This is a genomic window from Bacillus cereus (genome assembly GCF_002564555.1).
Classification (GTDB): Bacteria; Bacillota; Bacilli; order Bacillales; family Bacillaceae_G; genus Bacillus_A; species Bacillus_A cereus_K.
This window is the reverse complement of the sequence record NZ_NUVD01000104.1, coordinates 439,813-454,204: the sequence shown is the minus strand read 5'-3', so window position 1 is coordinate 454,204 and position 14,392 is coordinate 439,813. Positions and strand designations below refer to the sequence as shown.

The following is a 14,392-nucleotide window of genomic DNA, read 5'->3' as shown; positions in this document are numbered from 1 at the left end:
AATAATATAGTATCTAAATTATTTGAGGTGATACGTAAATATGAAAAAATTATTGTATGTTTTAAGCGTATTCGTTTTTTGTGTATCAATTCAACATATTGTACATTCTGAATCAGATGCACCAAGGTTATCTCCGGATTGTCTAGAAAAAAGTAAAATGCGTGATGATAAGTATGTGGAACATATAATGAAGGACATTAAAACTACGTTTCATTTAAATTTTGATGAAAATGGCTTTTGGGAAGTAAGTAAAAAAGATTTAGAAGCTGCACACTTAATGTATGGTGGTCGGGAAAAGGATACGTATTATAATTCGTTAACTAGAGCTTTTGAAAGCGGTGGATATAGAGGAGAGCCTAGGTTGTTTGTAAAGCCGCTTGAAGCATTTTTACTTTATAAAGAAATAGACGATACAAATGTTATAAAACATCTTGAACTTGAAAAAGGGGAATGGATCGTTACAGAAACGAAAAGGAAGCCAGGGAAGATAGTAGAATACAGGCCGTTACAATGTGAAAAGGATTATTTGAAAAAGAGAAATGAGTATCATAATATGAAATGATGTTATTTTTATTCGCTGAAAAAGAAGGGAAGTATTATATATACTTTCCTTCTTTTTTTGGGATTTTTAACATTCGGAATGTTGTATATAGCAAATTACTTACTGATAAATGTACTTATAATTTGAAAAATACGACTGTAAGGGCTTTAAAAAAGAAAGGTACAATTAGTTATGAAATATATGGATGCATTCAAACTTTGGAACTCACGTTTCAAGATTAAACGATCATTTTAGTCTTCTTAATGTTTTTTCATCTCTTTCTCAATTCTATTTTTTAAATCTGTTGAAACCTTATCGAAATACGCCAAAACTACCTTTCTAATATCATCCGATATAACTTTCAAATCACTAGCTAAGTTCTCAGCAAGATGTTCTTTTTCTATCGGTTTTAACTCAGCATAAAATTCACCAGCCTGCCCAAAGTCATCTTGCTTAGTTATAGAAGTCCTTTCAAGTTTACCTTCAACATATCTTCCGTCACCGCTTGTTATTTGATTAGCAGGTGTCCAATTTTGCTGTTGGTTAATTGTTAATTTACGAAATTCAGGACCAATTCTTCTTCTTTGTGAATCACTATAAATATTAGCGCGACCTTGCAACATTTTATCATCTGATAGTTCTGCACCGTCTAGTAAATTAGAAGGGGAGAAAGCTACTTTTTCTACTTGCTCCATATAATTTTCAGGATTTTTATTTAATATCATTTTACCGACTGGTATTAGAGGATAAGTCTTTTCATCCCATACTTTTGTATCATCTAAAGGATCATATGAAAGATGCGCTTCATCTTTCGGATCCATGAGTTGGACATATAATCCATATTCCACTGGTTTACCATTTGCAATTGCATCATATAAATCTTTCCCGCTATAATCAGGGTTTTCGGCAGCGAGTTTATTTGCTTCCGCACTATTAATGTATTGTACACCTTCAAATGGATACCAATGATACTTTACGTACTTTCGATGACCTTCAGCATTTCTCCAAACGTACGTATTTACACTATGTCCTGATATGTGACGAAAACTTTTTGCCGTACCAGTATCGGAGAATAAACGGACAACAAAATGAATGGATTCGGGTGCTCTAGCGACAAAGTTCCAAAAACTATTCGGGTCTATTAAGTTGTTTTTAGGTGAAGGTAAGAGTGCTTTAATAGTTTCAGGGAAACGCATCGGATCACGAACAGAAAAGACAGGAATGTGGTTACATAAAAGATCAAAAACACCATCATTTGTATAAAATTTTGTCGCAAAACCGCGTACATTTCTAGAAGTATCAGGTGTTCCTTTCGTACTAACAGCGAATGAAAATCGTACCATAACAGGAACTTTCTCATTAGAATTTTGTAAAAAGTTCAACTTTGTATGTTGAGACATCGGATAAATCGTTTGAAAGTAACCGAATGCACCATATCCTTTTACATGAACAGGTCTTTCTAAAATTTTTTCATGAATAAATTCTTGTAACGCTTCGTGCAGTACACTATCTTGCTTTAGAACAGGTCCACGTGAACCAACTGTTTGAGAGTGAAGTTTAGCGGGCTCATTAGGTTCTCGATTTTTATCAAAGTCTGCTTCTAATAAAGATTGCCTCTGTATATCATGTTTTTCATTCATTAATATAGCCTCCAAATTTTTTTCGTCGATTGTTACTAAATATGATTTTTTAGCGATGATTATGTATTACATACAAAGTTCAAATTAGAAACATACCGCTAGATGAAAAAAACGCACATGTAGTGGACCTGTTGCAATAGAGGGAATTATGAAAAAATGAATATCGTGAAAGAAATACTTAAAATGAAACTTTAAAGCGTATCTATATAAATAGTTTTTGTTAATAGAAATTAAAACCAGGGGAAAAATTAGGAGGAATTTATCATGTCGGATTGGTTTCAATTAGATAAAGAATATATGATGACTACGTATTGTCGTACGGAGGTTGCGATAGAAAGAGGAGAAGGTTGTAAACTGTATGATGTGGATGGTAAGGAGTATTTAGACTTGTTTTCTGGTGTAGGAGTAAACGTATTAGGGTACAATCATCCTAAAATCGTGCAAACGACAATGGAGCAAGTTACGAAATCATTGCATCTGCCATTTCATTTTTTAAACCCGGTTGCGATTGAGTATGCAAAGAAATTAGTTGATAATACTTTAGGAAATGGTAAGGTCTTCTACACAAACTCAGGTACGGAGGCGACAGAAACGACTTTAAAATTAATTGATAAGTATAGATCTATTACGAATGAAGAACGTGATGGAGTTGTTGTGCTGAAAGATAGTTTTCACGGTCGTACGTTAGGGGCACTTCATTTTACGAGACAAGAAAATGTATATCAAAATTTTCCTAAAACATCTATTCCTGTATATGAAGTGGAACGTGAAAATATAGAACAATTAGAAGAAACAATCATAAATGAAAAGCCTATTGCAATTATGCTTGAGCCTGTTTTAGGCAGCGGGGGGATCTATCCTTTATCAAGTGAATATTTGGAAGGAGTTCAGCTTCTGTGTGAAAAGTATAATGTACTTCTTATTGTCGATGAAGTACAAAGTGGAATGGGCAGAACTGGAAAGCTATTTGCTTATCAAAATTTCAATATTACACCGGATATTATTCAAATTGGTAAAGGAGCAGGAGGCGGGATACCGCTTGGAGGAATCATTGTAGGTGAAAAGTTATGTGATGTATTTTCACCAGGAGATCATGGGACGACATTTGCACATTCATCAATGGGAACAGCTCTTGGTTTAACGGTATTAAATACATTACTTGATGATGGATTAATGCAAGAAGCTTATGAAACGTCACTATATTTAAATGACAAACTGCAAGAAATTCAAATAGAAAACTCTTATTATATTAAGGAAGTACGCCATGCAGGGATGATGTTTGGTATTAGTGTGAATGATACGAATGACAATGTGAAGAAATTACAATCAGCATTAATGGATAAAGGGATGTTAGTAGATGTTACACAAGGGAATATTATTCGTTTGCTACCGCCGTATATTATTACAGAAAAGGAAATTGATGCGTTTATTAACAAATTTATATCCGCTATTCATAGTGTGGCAGCTATAGCAAATGTTTAAAAATCTTTATGAAACTACAAATATAAAAAGTACCTTATTTTTAATTCGCGCAGGAAGAAAATGGTGGTGGAAAAATAAATTTACGTATTAAAATAAAAAGCTGAAGAAGGCACTCATACAGCGCCTTCTTCAGCTTTTTAAAATACTTAATTACTTAACTAAGGAAGCATCTTATTGGACAAATAATTAATTATGTGAAACAATAATAACAGATAAGGAGACGTTGCTTTTCCTTAAGTGCTTCGTATTGAATTTATTCTAGTAAGAGAAGGTGTGCTTAAAGAAGTTAAATTAAATAAGGAGCTGTTTTACTATATGCAACAAAATAATGATTTAAACTTTGAACCTCAAGACGTTAATATTGTCAATTCTAAACAAGCTAGGAAAGCAGTGGTTGCTACTGGCATTGGGAATGCAATGGAGTGGTTTGACTTTGGATTATACGCGTATTTAGCGGTTATTTTAAGTCAAATATTCTTCTCAGGTGTGGATAATAGTGGTTTGCAACTTGTACTTACATTTGGTACATTTGCAGCGGCCTTTCTCGTTCGACCAATCGGAGGTATTTTCTTTGGTAGAATAGGAGATAAGTATGGCCGAAAGATTGTTTTAAGCACAACTATTATTTTAATGGCACTTTCTACATTATTCATCGCATTACTACCAACCTATGAACAAATTGGTGTATGGGCACCAATACTACTTTTAGTTGCCCGAATGATTCAAGGCTTCTCTACAGGCGGCGAATATTCAGGAGCAATGGTTTATATCGCAGAATCTTCTCCAGATAAAAAGCGTGGTATACTCGGTAGTGGTCTTGAAATTGGAACACTCTCAGGTTACATTGCTGCTTCGGTAATTGTTACCATTTTGACGTTATTGTTAACAGATGAGCAAATGCTCAGCTGGGGATGGCGTATTCCTTTCTTAATAGCTGCACCAATTGGTTTGGTCGGTTTATATTTACGACGTCATTTAGATGAATCTCCCATCTTTGAAGAGATGGAAAAAGCACAAGAGGAATCTGAAGACAACGAACAATTTTCATTTATGGATATATTAAAATATCACAAAAAAGACTTCTTATTAAGCACAGTAATTGTTGCCTTCTTTAACATTACAAACTATATGATCCTATCATATATTCCTTCTTATCTAACTCAAGTACTTAAAGTCAAAGAAACAACTGGCTTATTAATTATTTCAATTACGATGGCACTTATGATTCCACTGGCACTTTATTTCGGTAAATTAAGTGATAAAGTTGGTAATAAACGCGTAGTGCAAATTGGTTTACTTGGTTTAACAGTATGTTCCATTCCGGCATTTTTACTAATAGGTAACGGACATATTGCGGCTATATTTGCAGGTATTTTCGTATTAGGTTTCTTCCTAAGTGTATATGAAGGAACATTACCTTCATTATTACCATCGCTCTTTTTCACCGATGTGCGTTATCGAGCACTTTCGATCTCCTTTAATATTTCTGTATCGATATTCGGTGGAACAACACCGCTCGTATGTTCATACTTAGTTCATGCGACTGGTAATCCGCTCGCACCGGCATTTTATTTAACAGGTGTAAGTATTATTGGATTAATTGCATTTAGTGTACTATTCGTTACAACATCAGGACGTGCACTAAAAGGTTCGTATCCTACAGTAGAAACGAAAAAAGAAGCACACCTAATCTCTAAAGAAGATCCTGAAGAAACACTTTGGTGGCATGAAGAATCTTTAGAAATTGAAGCAGGGAAGAATGCTTAAGTTTTAAAAAGTAACGTGGAATTATAGAGCAAAAATCCTCCTAAATTAATAGGAGGATTTTTGTATACATTATTTTCTCCGCTTCTTCAAACTCTTCTGATACGCATAAAGTTTATGAATCTCTTCTTTAAATTCATTTAGAAGTACAGTGTTTTCTTCGTTTGAATAACGTACTGTATTATACGCATCTATAATAATATGCCTCTCTATATCTACACCTTCATCATCATTAATTCTCTCTAGCCAAGCTTCAACTGTTTCTCCTCGTTCCCGGTTTAAAGGAGGGGATAACTTACTTTCTAGTTTGAAGATTTCTTTTCGTATTTCATTATGTGGTGGTTTGTTTCGTTTAAAACGTTTTTGATTCATTCCTTCTTTATCAGTAATGATAGTAGATTCGAAGATAGGTATATTTGGTAAACTTAATTGTTTTCGATTTTTTATTATTTTCCTTACGACATAAATAGCAATGACTGTACAGACTAGTATTGTAACGCTATTTATGAGTATTGGGTCAAAATCAGGAAGTTTTTTCCCGTCTTCAATTTGTGGTTTTAAGAGATGTCCTTTATTTGCCCAAACACCTTCAGTATCTTTTAATTCCGCTGCTTTAATTAATGGCATTAAAGCATAGCCGACGCCTAATGCGATTACTTCCGTTATAAAACCAAACATAAGCCTAATGAAAGGGAATACTTGAATAATTAATATACTCATTATGCCAATTGTAATGATAGAAGCAAAACGTAATAGTTGTTGTTTTCGATTTGCACCAGTAAGCCAAAATGTAATCATTAAGTGTAAGGCTAACATTAATAATTTCCATAACGGCGGAAAGGGTGCATAAAATATTGCTGAAACAACAAACCATACAATACCGCCTAATGATTTTTCAACTGGATATCCTGGTCCAACCGCGTGTACGATAAAGAAAAATAGTGGTAATATGATTGTGCCAAATAGAGAAAAAGGTAAAAATATAGAGAAAGCAACTATTTGAAGAACTAATAGTATTACAAATCCTGTCATTTTTTTATTCATAAATTTATGAATAAGAAATACTCCTATATAGCCTGTTGTTAAAAATATAGCAATGCCAATTAGTTCATCTCTTTCTGTTAATAATGAAAGCAGGAGGAGCAGAATGAAATCATGAATGTGATATAGCCAAGTTTTCAACTGGTTCCACCATCCCTTCATCATGAATAACAAATGTCGGTTGTGTTAAAAGAGGGAGTTCCTTTTTGGGCAAACCGAGAAAGATCATAGTTGATGATCGCTCTCTTTTTTTCATTACATAATGAAGGAATCCTTGTTTCGGAAGTAACGTACTATCATCTGAAATACGCGCTAATTCTTCTAAAGCTTTTGCGTATTGCATTTGACCTTCATTTAACGGTACATGTAATGCACCGCCTTCTGCTAATAGACTAATAAACAATTCGAATGGAATTTGATGCTTTGTTGCGTATTGGCAAATGTATGTTGCATATGAAATAAGTTCTTCTACATTATCTCTCCAACCAAACCCGCGATCAGCAGCTAAAGAAAGACAAATCGTCCAACTATAATTTTTTACAGGTTCATACTGTTTCGCTTGTAATTCCTGCATTTTAGCAGATGCTTTCCAATGTATAGAGCGGAATGATTCACGTTCATATCGTTTCACACCGATAATAGATGTTTCATCATTGTAAAAAGAAAAATTCGTTCGATAGGACCCAGTTAAAAGTTGCTGAAGTTCTTGCAAACCAGCTACTTCTTTAAGAGAAGGGTATACAATTATTTCAGTTCGTAATTTATCAAAAACAGGTAAATGTACAGTTAACAAGTGAAAAGGGTCTTTCAATACACATTCGAACTGTTCAATTTGAAACACGCCGCGCTTCGTTGCGGTTAATGTTAAATCCCATTTTTGAGCTGAATGAGCAGGTTGTGAAAACGGGAAAGAGAATAACGTTTTTGATATTTGTTCAATCCCTTGCTCTTTGTGCGGTATAAGGGACGGATTTAAATGAAAATAACAAACGCCATTAACAAGTGGTATATTTGCCCCATTTTTTAAATGAATAAAAAACTGTCCAGATTCATCAGGAAATAGCCGAGTTGTTTGTTTCTCATTTATTACTTGAAATCTTTTCTCTATGTAAGCGACATATTTATAAATGAAAATAGCAAATAAATAATAAAAGAAAAAGAGAAACATAAGCATGCGTTGCGGGAAAAAGAATGTGAAAAGTAACGCGACTGGAACAGTTAATTGAATAATATGAAGTTGAAAAAATAAAGGTACAGTTACAACGCGCTGTCCATTCATGCTTGCTCAATCTCCACTGGTACGTCAACTTCTTTTAATATCCTTTGCATAATTTCATTTTTTGTCGTGCGCAGGGCACCTTCCATTGATAAGACGATACGGTGAATCCAAACAGAAGGAACTAAAAATTGTATATCTTCAGGCGTGCAATATTCTCTGCCGCGTAAAAAGGCTAATGCTTGAACGGCACGCACTAAAGCTAAAGTGGCACGTGGGCTTACACCATTAGCGATGTAATCGTGATTTCTTGTAGCGTGAGCAAGTTTAATTATGTAATGTTCTAACGGCTCTGATACGAACACTTCTTTTACACGTTTCTGTGCTTCTAAAATGTCTTCTAAAGAAATAACAGAAGTAACGCTTTCTAACGGTGCATTATTACGAAAACGGCGCATCATTTTTAATTCATCTTCCGGAGCCGGATACCCAATTGAAATCGTCATTAAAAAGCGATCAAGCTGTGCATCTGGAAGAGGGAATGTTCCTTGTGATTCAATTGGGTTTTGTGTCGCAATAACAAAGAACGGTTTCGGAAGAGGAGTAGAATGCTTTTCAAGCGTTACTTGTCGTTCTTCCATCGCTTCTAGCAAACTAGACTGTGTTCTAGGCATTGCACGGTTAATTTCATCTGCAAGTAAAATATTTGTCACGACTGGTCCAAGTCTTAACTCAAATTCGCTCGTTTTCGGATTGAAATATTCAATACCTGTTACATCACTCGGGAGTACATCAGGGGTAAACTGAACGCGCGAAAAATGACCACCAATACTTTTTGAAATTGTTTTCGCTAGTAACGTTTTCCCAGTACCAGGCACGTCTTCAAGCAGTACATGTCCGTCAGCAAGTAATGAAACGAGTAGTAAATCGATCACATTCTCCTTACCAACAAAAACAGAACCTATATTTTCTTTTAATTTATTAATCATATGTAACATTCCTTTCGTAATAAAAGAGTTAATATTCCTATATTTTAACAAATTATTCTGAAAATTGATACGATTTTTCGATTTAAAGAAATAGATATTTAATTATTAAATTATACTTGTATATTTTGGGATATGATTATACAATATCGGTATACGATGTATCGTAAGTCGATATATCATAAGGCGATGTATCGGAGGTAGTTATAATGAATGCGAAAGCACAAAAATATATTCCATTAACTGAGGCGACATATTACATATTATTGTCACTAGTAAAGCCAATGCACGGTTACGGAATTATGCAAATGGTAGAAGAGATGACAAATGGGGAAGTAAAGCTCGGTCCTGGTACTTTATATGGGAATACGACGAAGTTACTTAAAGAGAAGTTAATTGTTGAAGTTGCCTCTACAGACAGGAAGAAGTGCTATGAATTAACTACGTTTGGGAGAGAGGTACTAGAACTGGAGTACAACAGATTACAGCGGTCTGTAAAGAATGGAAACAGTATATTAGGGGAGTGAATGGATGATGGAGACAAAGAAGATATTTAAATTTTTCGCTGGATGGAGTTTAGAAAAAGAGGAAGCTTTTTTAAGAAAAATGCATCAACAAGGCTGGGCGCTACAAAAGTATAATGTGATGTATACGTTTAAGAAAACTGATCCGAAAGATGTAATATATAAAGCGGATTTTAGATTGGATTATAAAGATTCAAAGGAAAAACAAAAAGAATATATTGAAATATATGAAATGTGTGGTTGGAAACATGTAACGAGTTTTGCGAAGTGGAATTACTTTTGTAAAGAAGTAGAAGAGGAAAATGAGTTGCCTGATATATATTCAGATAAGGAAACGAGGATACAAAAACTCACTGAGTTATTACAGGTCTTTGCATTTATGTTCGTAACGTTAATGCCAGCGCTTTACTTATGTTTTCTTGGAATATCAGAATCTGGATTATATAAAGGTATGGTAGGGTTTTTTGGCTGTTTATATTTGTATATACTTATTAATTTATATTGGAAGATTAATAAATTGAAAAAGGAAATATTGTAACAACGGTTAAACAACGGTGTTTATATCGGGATCATCTTCTTTAATTTATATATATGTTTATTTTGTTCGATATTTTTTACATAATAAAAGGATGTATATTTAAGTTGATAATTAATAACCAAAACAACAATACCAGAAGGTAATAAATGAAGAAGAAACGATTCATAATAATGAACTACCCATTAATATTATTTTATTTGAATTTTGATGTTTAAAATAGTGATAAAGTAAAAGAACGCATGCAGTAGCTAAAATCTATTTTCGAAGATCTGAAAATAATAGATGGCTAAAACGTTTTGAAGTTTAACGTATAATAAGGAAGAAATACGTTTTATATTACCGTATTAAACGAAAAATCCCTTATAGAAAAATCTATTTCTATAAGGGATCGTAACGATTTTATGAAAAAGACTGGTTTTGAGCAGGTTTAATAAATTGTTCTGGATTTTCAACAAGCCCGCATACAGCGCATTGGACGCGGTATGTAGGACCTTGATAAGCCATATGAAAAGCGTTCATCGTTTCATTTGTGTATTCTTCTTCTACTTGACCAGTTTGTGGATTTAACTTTACTGGTTTTACTTGTTGCTCAAGAATATTAAAGCGAGTACGATTTGTTTTACAACTTGGACAAAGCATTGGTTCCATATGTATGCACCTCCATTTGTAGCATTTCTTAAACAGTATAATTTTATGCAAGTAAAAAACTTTCTCAATATAAATAGGTGTTTAATGCATTTAAAATTCAGAAAAAATAAAATATAATAAAAATACGAACTGGTTATGTTCAAACCAAATCTCCTGTTTTATGCCAATAAGCTGGGGGCCGAGAAATCGGCCTCATTTTTTTGTCCTTATGAAACAAGGTTATTTGAAACATTTGTCGAATTTTTAGGGATGTAGATAAAGGGGGATATAACATGAATTTAAAAATGAAATACATCATTTTATATGTTGAAAAGTTTGAGGAATGTTTAAGGTTCTATAAAGATACTTTACAGTTACCTATAAAAGCAGAGCACGGTACATATATTGAATTTAATACTGGCTCTACAATTTTAGCGATGAATACGCGGCAAGATGTAAAAGAATTAACAGGACTCCCGCTTACAGAAGGTGAATTACAGTCATCTCATTTCGAATTAGGATTCGTTGTTGAGAATGTACAAGAAACGATCGAGCAATTCAGAGAGCAAGGGATTAAAATTTTAGTTGAACCAATTGTAAAGCCATGGGGACAAACCATTGCATATATCGCTGATCCAGACGGTAATTATATTGAAATTTGTAGTTCATTAGAATAGAAGGAGAAGAAGCGGATGGGGTTTCCGAAATTAGAAACAGAACGTTTACTATTAAGAGAGCTTACACTATTAGATACAGATGCGATGTTCCGTTATTTTTCGAAAGAATCTGTTATACGTTATTTCGGAATGGACTCTTTCGAAAATATTGAGCAAGCGAAAACAACGATTCAAACGTTTAAAAATCGTTATGAAGAAGGAAGCGTGTTTCGCTGGGGAATCGAGAAAAAGGGGACGGGCCAATTAATCGGAACGTGTGGGTTTCATTTAATTAACAATCACCACAAAAGAGCCGAAATTGGTTATGAGTTAGATGATACATATTGGGGACAGGGATATGCATCTGAAGCACTTCAGGCCATTTTAACTTATGGATTTGAATCGTTACAGCTCATAAGAATCGCAGCTGTCGTATATGTAGAAAATAAAGCTTCCCAAAAATTGTTGAAAAAAGCAGGTTTTCAAGAAGAAGGATTGCTTCGAAAACATATGATTCAAAATGGAGTTGCTCATGATACAATTTTATACTCTTTATTAAAAGAAGAGTGGCAGAAGTAATGAATACAAGTGAACTTATAAATGTTATGAAGAAGCATAAAGAAAATAGATTCATTTTAGGAATAGATGGTTTAAGCCGTTCGGGTAAAACAACATTCGTAACAAATTTAAAGGAAAATATGAAACGAGAAGGTATTCCGTTTCATATTTTCCATATGGATGATCATATAGTGGAGCGTAATAAACGTTATCATACAGGGTTTGAAGAATGGTATGAGTATTATTATTTACAATGGGATATTGAATGGCTTCGGCAGAAATTCTTTCAAAAGTTACAAAATGAAACAAAATTGAAATTGCCTTTCTACCGCGATGATACCGATACATGTGAAATGAAAAAAGTACAGATTCCTATAGTAGGTGTAATTGTAATTGAAGGAGTTTTTCTACAGCGAAAAGAATGGAGAGATTTCTTTCATTTTATGGTGTATTTGGATTGCACAAGAGAGACAAGGTTTCTTCGCGAGAGTGAGGAAACGCAGAAGAACCTTTCAAAGTTTCAAAATAGGTATTGGAAAGCAGAGGATTATTACTTAGAAACGGAATTTCCGAAAGACAGGGCGGGTTTAGTAATATGTAACGATATTAAATAGAAAAATAGTGACAGATAAAGTAGAAGTGTCCACTTTATCTGTTTTTTTATCCAATTTTTGGTTATTTGTGCTAAAATAATCTCATAATTATATAGAAGGGGGATGATAGGATGAACACCGAAATAGTTCCCAAAAAGAAGTACAGTATAATAAGCTATATATCTTTACTCATCGGCATTTTGTGTTTTCTGTTCGTTTTTATAACACCGACAAGGATAGCGAATGCAGGTAATATAGTGGGAGATTATATTACAATTGCTCTAACAGGTGTAGGCATCATACTTTCAATAATCACTATGACGAAAAAAACAGAAAAGAAGGCAATTGCAATTGTCTCATTAATACTGTCCTCATCGTTCTTTATATTTTGGATTATCGCAATTATTTTAGTGTTAACTGGTCAAATTAGCTTCGCGCCGTAATGAGCAATAAAAAAGAGTCCTTCATACGAGAAGGACTCTTTTTTATTCGGTATCTTCAGGTTGATATTCTAAAATATCCCCAGGTTGGCATTCTAATGCTTTACATATTGCTTCTAAAGTTGAAAAACGGACGGCTTTTGCTTTTCCGTTTTTTAAAATAGAAAGGTTAGCCATTGTAATTCCAACCTTCTCCGAAAGCTCTGTTACGCTCATTTTTCTTTTCGCTAACATTACATCGATATTAATAATAATTGCCATATAATTCACCTCAGACCGTTAAATCATTTTCTGATTTTATATCTATCGCATCTTGTAATAGTCTTTGGAGAACGGCAGCAAAGACTGCGATAACCATTGATGCAAGAACCATGATCATGCCAATAATGATAAAGCCTGGAGCGTCATCTCTCTCCGCAATGAGATAAAAGAGTGGCATGCCTAATACGTATAAGACGCTGATTGTCATAGCACAGTATTTTATATTTTTTAAAGCGCTAACAGACAATTCCGAGAAAGCATTATTTTTATCAATATAGCTTAAAAGTTTAAAAGCTTGATACAGGGCGTAGTAAAAAGGTATAGCCGTTGCATATAAATTGATAAAGACAAGATATTTTATAAATGCAATATCAGGATACAATTCTGCTGCAAAATTCCCAATTTTAGGGACCAAAAATATACACATAGCTAGAACTGGGATTCCAATCAGAATCACAACGGTTTTTAAAAAGAGTGTGGATCCTTGTTTCATAAAAAGCACCTCATTTATTTAATATCCTTTTAATTTAACATGAAATTTATCGTTTAACAATAAATTTTTATTTATTATAATCGTGTTTTTATTGTTAAATAAATTTTGAATTTAAATGAATATAATCGTTCCTTATTTCTGTAAATGATGTTATGTTAAAAGTAATGATTAAGCCTTTTGTATATTAAGAGTTTTTAGAAAATCAATATTTTGCGTAATTTGACGAGGTGTTAATGAAATGAAATCGTACACACAATTTGAACGAAGAAAACACATACTAGATGAGTTAGAAAAGTATAACCGAGTTATGGTAAATGATTTAGCGAAGGTATTAAATGTTACGACAGAAACGATTCGAAGAGATTTAGATATGTTGGACAAAGAAGGGCAGCTTACGAAAATACATGGTGGTGCAATTAAGAAAAAAGATCAAACACTAGAATTTCATTTTGATAAACGTCGATCTGAGAATATTGAAGAAAAGCGAAAAATTGCAATGGTAGCAAGTAAAATTGTAGAAGATAATGATATTATCGCAATTGAAATTGGGACAACTACAATGCAAATTTTAGATTACATATACGATAAAAAGAATTTGACGATTTTAACAAACTCGATACCAGCGGTCAATAAAATTATTGAGCTGAAAGAACAACATGATTCCTTTGATTGTAGGTTAATAGTCATTGGGGGAATATTGAATACGAATTCCTTAGCATTGTCTGGAGAAATGACGTTAAACTATCTGGATCATTTCACTGTTAATAAATTATTTGCTTCTTGTGATGGAATTTCATTAGAAAAAGAACTGACATGTTCGTATATTGAAGATGCACAAATATTTAAGCAGTTAAAGAATAATGCAAAACAAGTTGTAATGATGGCTGATGAGTCAAAGTTTAATTTAACAAAGTTTTATAAAAGCGGGAGTTTTAGTGATATTGATGCGTTATATACGAATGCGAAGCTCGATGAATCGTGGCAAAATATGTTAACAAGTAATGGGGTTGAAGTAATAACAGTATAGAAAAG

17 protein-coding genes are annotated in these 14,392 nt (G+C 33.5%); 10 read left to right on the top strand and 7 right to left on the bottom strand.

All coding sequences use genetic code 11. The annotated features are described in order from the left end of the window. The first annotated feature begins 40 nt into the window (after nt 1-40). The gene (locus COI75_RS25960) at nt 41-562 is read left to right on the top strand and encodes a hypothetical protein (RefSeq protein WP_000735749.1); all 522 of its coding nucleotides are present in this window, start codon (nt 41-43) and stop codon (nt 560-562) included. Nucleotides 563-801: 239 nt separating this feature from the next. Here COI75_RS25960 and COI75_RS25950 read toward each other — a convergent pair whose 3' ends face one another. Next, on the bottom strand, nt 802-2,181 hold the full coding sequence (locus COI75_RS25950; protein ID WP_001003071.1) for a catalase: 1,380 nt from the start codon (nt 2,179-2,181) through the stop codon (nt 802-804). A 264-nt stretch (nt 2,182-2,445) separates the two neighbouring features. Between COI75_RS25950 and COI75_RS25945 the strand changes: the two genes are divergently transcribed. Together COI75_RS25945 and COI75_RS25940 are read left to right on the top strand one after the other, a co-directional pair. Next, nucleotides 2,446-3,663 (top strand): aspartate aminotransferase family protein, encoded by a 1,218-nt coding sequence (locus COI75_RS25945; protein WP_001286508.1) that lies wholly within the window; start codon nt 2,446-2,448, stop codon nt 3,661-3,663. Between the two features lie 315 nt (nt 3,664-3,978). Next, complete coding sequence (locus tag COI75_RS25940; protein ID WP_002095560.1) at nt 3,979-5,430, top strand: MFS transporter; 1,452 nt, start codon at nt 3,979-3,981, stop codon at nt 5,428-5,430. 69 nt (nt 5,431-5,499) lie between these two features. Here the strand turns inward: COI75_RS25940 and COI75_RS25935 are convergent, their stop codons facing one another. The 3 genes from COI75_RS25935 to COI75_RS25925 are packed head-to-tail and all read right to left on the bottom strand — an operon-like array spanning nt 5,500 to nt 8,673. Continuing rightward, nucleotides 5,500-6,609, bottom strand: coding sequence for a DUF4018 domain-containing protein (locus COI75_RS25935; RefSeq protein ID WP_000860474.1), 1,110 nt, complete (start codon nt 6,607-6,609; stop codon nt 5,500-5,502). Then, the gene (locus COI75_RS25930) at nt 6,581-7,747 is read right to left on the bottom strand and encodes a DUF58 domain-containing protein (protein ID WP_001014411.1); all 1,167 of its coding nucleotides are present in this window, start codon (nt 7,745-7,747) and stop codon (nt 6,581-6,583) included. Before COI75_RS25930 ends, COI75_RS25935 begins: the two co-directional genes overlap by 29 nt. Further along, on the bottom strand, nt 7,744-8,673 hold the full coding sequence (locus COI75_RS25925; RefSeq protein WP_000608778.1) for an AAA family ATPase: 930 nt from the start codon (nt 8,671-8,673) through the stop codon (nt 7,744-7,746). The genes COI75_RS25930 and COI75_RS25925 overlap by 4 nt, the downstream gene beginning before the upstream one ends. Before the next feature lie 206 nt (nt 8,674-8,879). Here COI75_RS25925 and COI75_RS25920 point away from each other — a divergent pair, with 206 nt between their 5' ends. Further along, entirely contained in the window at nt 8,880-9,197 is a 318-nt protein-coding gene (locus COI75_RS25920; RefSeq protein WP_000991892.1) for a PadR family transcriptional regulator, read from the top strand. A gap of 7 nt (nt 9,198-9,204) precedes the next feature. Next, nucleotides 9,205-9,732: a DUF2812 domain-containing protein gene (locus COI75_RS25915; RefSeq protein WP_002095561.1), complete on the top strand. Its 528-nt coding sequence runs from the start codon at nt 9,205-9,207 to the stop codon at nt 9,730-9,732. A gap of 399 nt (nt 9,733-10,131) precedes the next feature. Here COI75_RS25915 and COI75_RS25910 read toward each other — a convergent pair whose 3' ends face one another. Then, nucleotides 10,132-10,380, bottom strand: coding sequence for a hypothetical protein (locus COI75_RS25910; protein WP_000433610.1), 249 nt, complete (start codon nt 10,378-10,380; stop codon nt 10,132-10,134). Between the two features lie 272 nt (nt 10,381-10,652). Here COI75_RS25910 and COI75_RS25905 point away from each other — a divergent pair, with 272 nt between their 5' ends. From COI75_RS25905 to COI75_RS25890, 4 genes are all read left to right on the top strand, one after another. Continuing rightward, nucleotides 10,653-11,036: a VOC family protein gene (locus COI75_RS25905; protein ID WP_001049860.1), complete on the top strand. Its 384-nt coding sequence runs from the start codon at nt 10,653-10,655 to the stop codon at nt 11,034-11,036. A gap of 15 nt (nt 11,037-11,051) precedes the next feature. Next, entirely contained in the window at nt 11,052-11,594 is a 543-nt protein-coding gene (locus COI75_RS25900) for a GNAT family N-acetyltransferase (RefSeq protein ID WP_098380664.1), read from the top strand. Then, the gene (locus tag COI75_RS25895) at nt 11,594-12,187 is read left to right on the top strand and encodes a kinase (RefSeq protein ID WP_001097690.1); all 594 of its coding nucleotides are present in this window, start codon (nt 11,594-11,596) and stop codon (nt 12,185-12,187) included. Before COI75_RS25900 ends, COI75_RS25895 begins: the two co-directional genes overlap by 1 nt. Nucleotides 12,188-12,297: 110 nt before the next feature. Next, complete coding sequence (locus tag COI75_RS25890; RefSeq protein ID WP_001090966.1) at nt 12,298-12,609, top strand: hypothetical protein; 312 nt, start codon at nt 12,298-12,300, stop codon at nt 12,607-12,609. Nucleotides 12,610-12,651: 42 nt separating this feature from the next. Here the strand turns inward: COI75_RS25890 and COI75_RS25885 are convergent, their stop codons facing one another. Beyond that, nucleotides 12,652-12,867 carry a helix-turn-helix domain-containing protein gene (locus tag COI75_RS25885; protein WP_000974619.1) on the bottom strand — a complete coding sequence of 72 codons (216 nt, stop codon included), beginning with the start codon at nt 12,865-12,867 and terminating at the stop codon, nt 12,652-12,654. Nucleotides 12,868-12,877: 10 nt separating this feature from the next. After that, a complete protein-coding gene (locus COI75_RS25880) occupies nt 12,878-13,360 on the bottom strand; it encodes a DUF2975 domain-containing protein (protein ID WP_000809115.1) in 483 nt (160 codons plus the stop codon). 238 nt (nt 13,361-13,598) lie between these two features. Between COI75_RS25880 and COI75_RS25875 the strand changes: the two genes are divergently transcribed. Next, a complete protein-coding gene (locus COI75_RS25875) occupies nt 13,599-14,387 on the top strand; it encodes a DeoR/GlpR family DNA-binding transcription regulator (RefSeq protein ID WP_000844586.1) in 789 nt (262 codons plus the stop codon). The last annotated feature ends 5 nt before the right edge of the window (nt 14,388-14,392 follow it).

What these genes read in the sequence shown, in the direction of transcription:
- COI75_RS25960 (WP_000735749.1), top strand. Translation starts at nt 41, where the DNA reads ATGAAAAAATTATTGTATGTTTTAAGCGTATTCGTTTTTTGTGTATCA.
- COI75_RS25950 (WP_001003071.1), bottom strand. Translation starts at nt 2,181, where the DNA reads ATGAATGAAAAACATGATATACAGAGGCAATCTTTATTAGAAGCAGAC.
- COI75_RS25945 (WP_001286508.1), top strand. Translation starts at nt 2,446, where the DNA reads ATGTCGGATTGGTTTCAATTAGATAAAGAATATATGATGACTACGTAT.
- COI75_RS25940 (WP_002095560.1), top strand. Translation starts at nt 3,979, where the DNA reads ATGCAACAAAATAATGATTTAAACTTTGAACCTCAAGACGTTAATATT.
- COI75_RS25930 (WP_001014411.1), bottom strand. Translation starts at nt 7,747, where the DNA reads ATGAATGGACAGCGCGTTGTAACTGTACCTTTATTTTTTCAACTTCAT.
- COI75_RS25925 (WP_000608778.1), bottom strand. Translation starts at nt 8,673, where the DNA reads ATGATTAATAAATTAAAAGAAAATATAGGTTCTGTTTTTGTTGGTAAG.
- COI75_RS25920 (WP_000991892.1), top strand. Translation starts at nt 8,880, where the DNA reads ATGAATGCGAAAGCACAAAAATATATTCCATTAACTGAGGCGACATAT.
- COI75_RS25915 (WP_002095561.1), top strand. Translation starts at nt 9,205, where the DNA reads ATGGAGACAAAGAAGATATTTAAATTTTTCGCTGGATGGAGTTTAGAA.
- COI75_RS25910 (WP_000433610.1), bottom strand. Translation starts at nt 10,380, where the DNA reads ATGGAACCAATGCTTTGTCCAAGTTGTAAAACAAATCGTACTCGCTTT.
- COI75_RS25905 (WP_001049860.1), top strand. Translation starts at nt 10,653, where the DNA reads ATGAATTTAAAAATGAAATACATCATTTTATATGTTGAAAAGTTTGAG.
- COI75_RS25900 (WP_098380664.1), top strand. Translation starts at nt 11,052, where the DNA reads ATGGGGTTTCCGAAATTAGAAACAGAACGTTTACTATTAAGAGAGCTT.
- COI75_RS25895 (WP_001097690.1), top strand. Translation starts at nt 11,594, where the DNA reads ATGAATACAAGTGAACTTATAAATGTTATGAAGAAGCATAAAGAAAAT.
- COI75_RS25890 (WP_001090966.1), top strand. Translation starts at nt 12,298, where the DNA reads ATGAACACCGAAATAGTTCCCAAAAAGAAGTACAGTATAATAAGCTAT.
- COI75_RS25885 (WP_000974619.1), bottom strand. Translation starts at nt 12,867, where the DNA reads ATGGCAATTATTATTAATATCGATGTAATGTTAGCGAAAAGAAAAATG.
- COI75_RS25880 (WP_000809115.1), bottom strand. Translation starts at nt 13,360, where the DNA reads ATGAAACAAGGATCCACACTCTTTTTAAAAACCGTTGTGATTCTGATT.
- COI75_RS25875 (WP_000844586.1), top strand. Translation starts at nt 13,599, where the DNA reads ATGAAATCGTACACACAATTTGAACGAAGAAAACACATACTAGATGAG.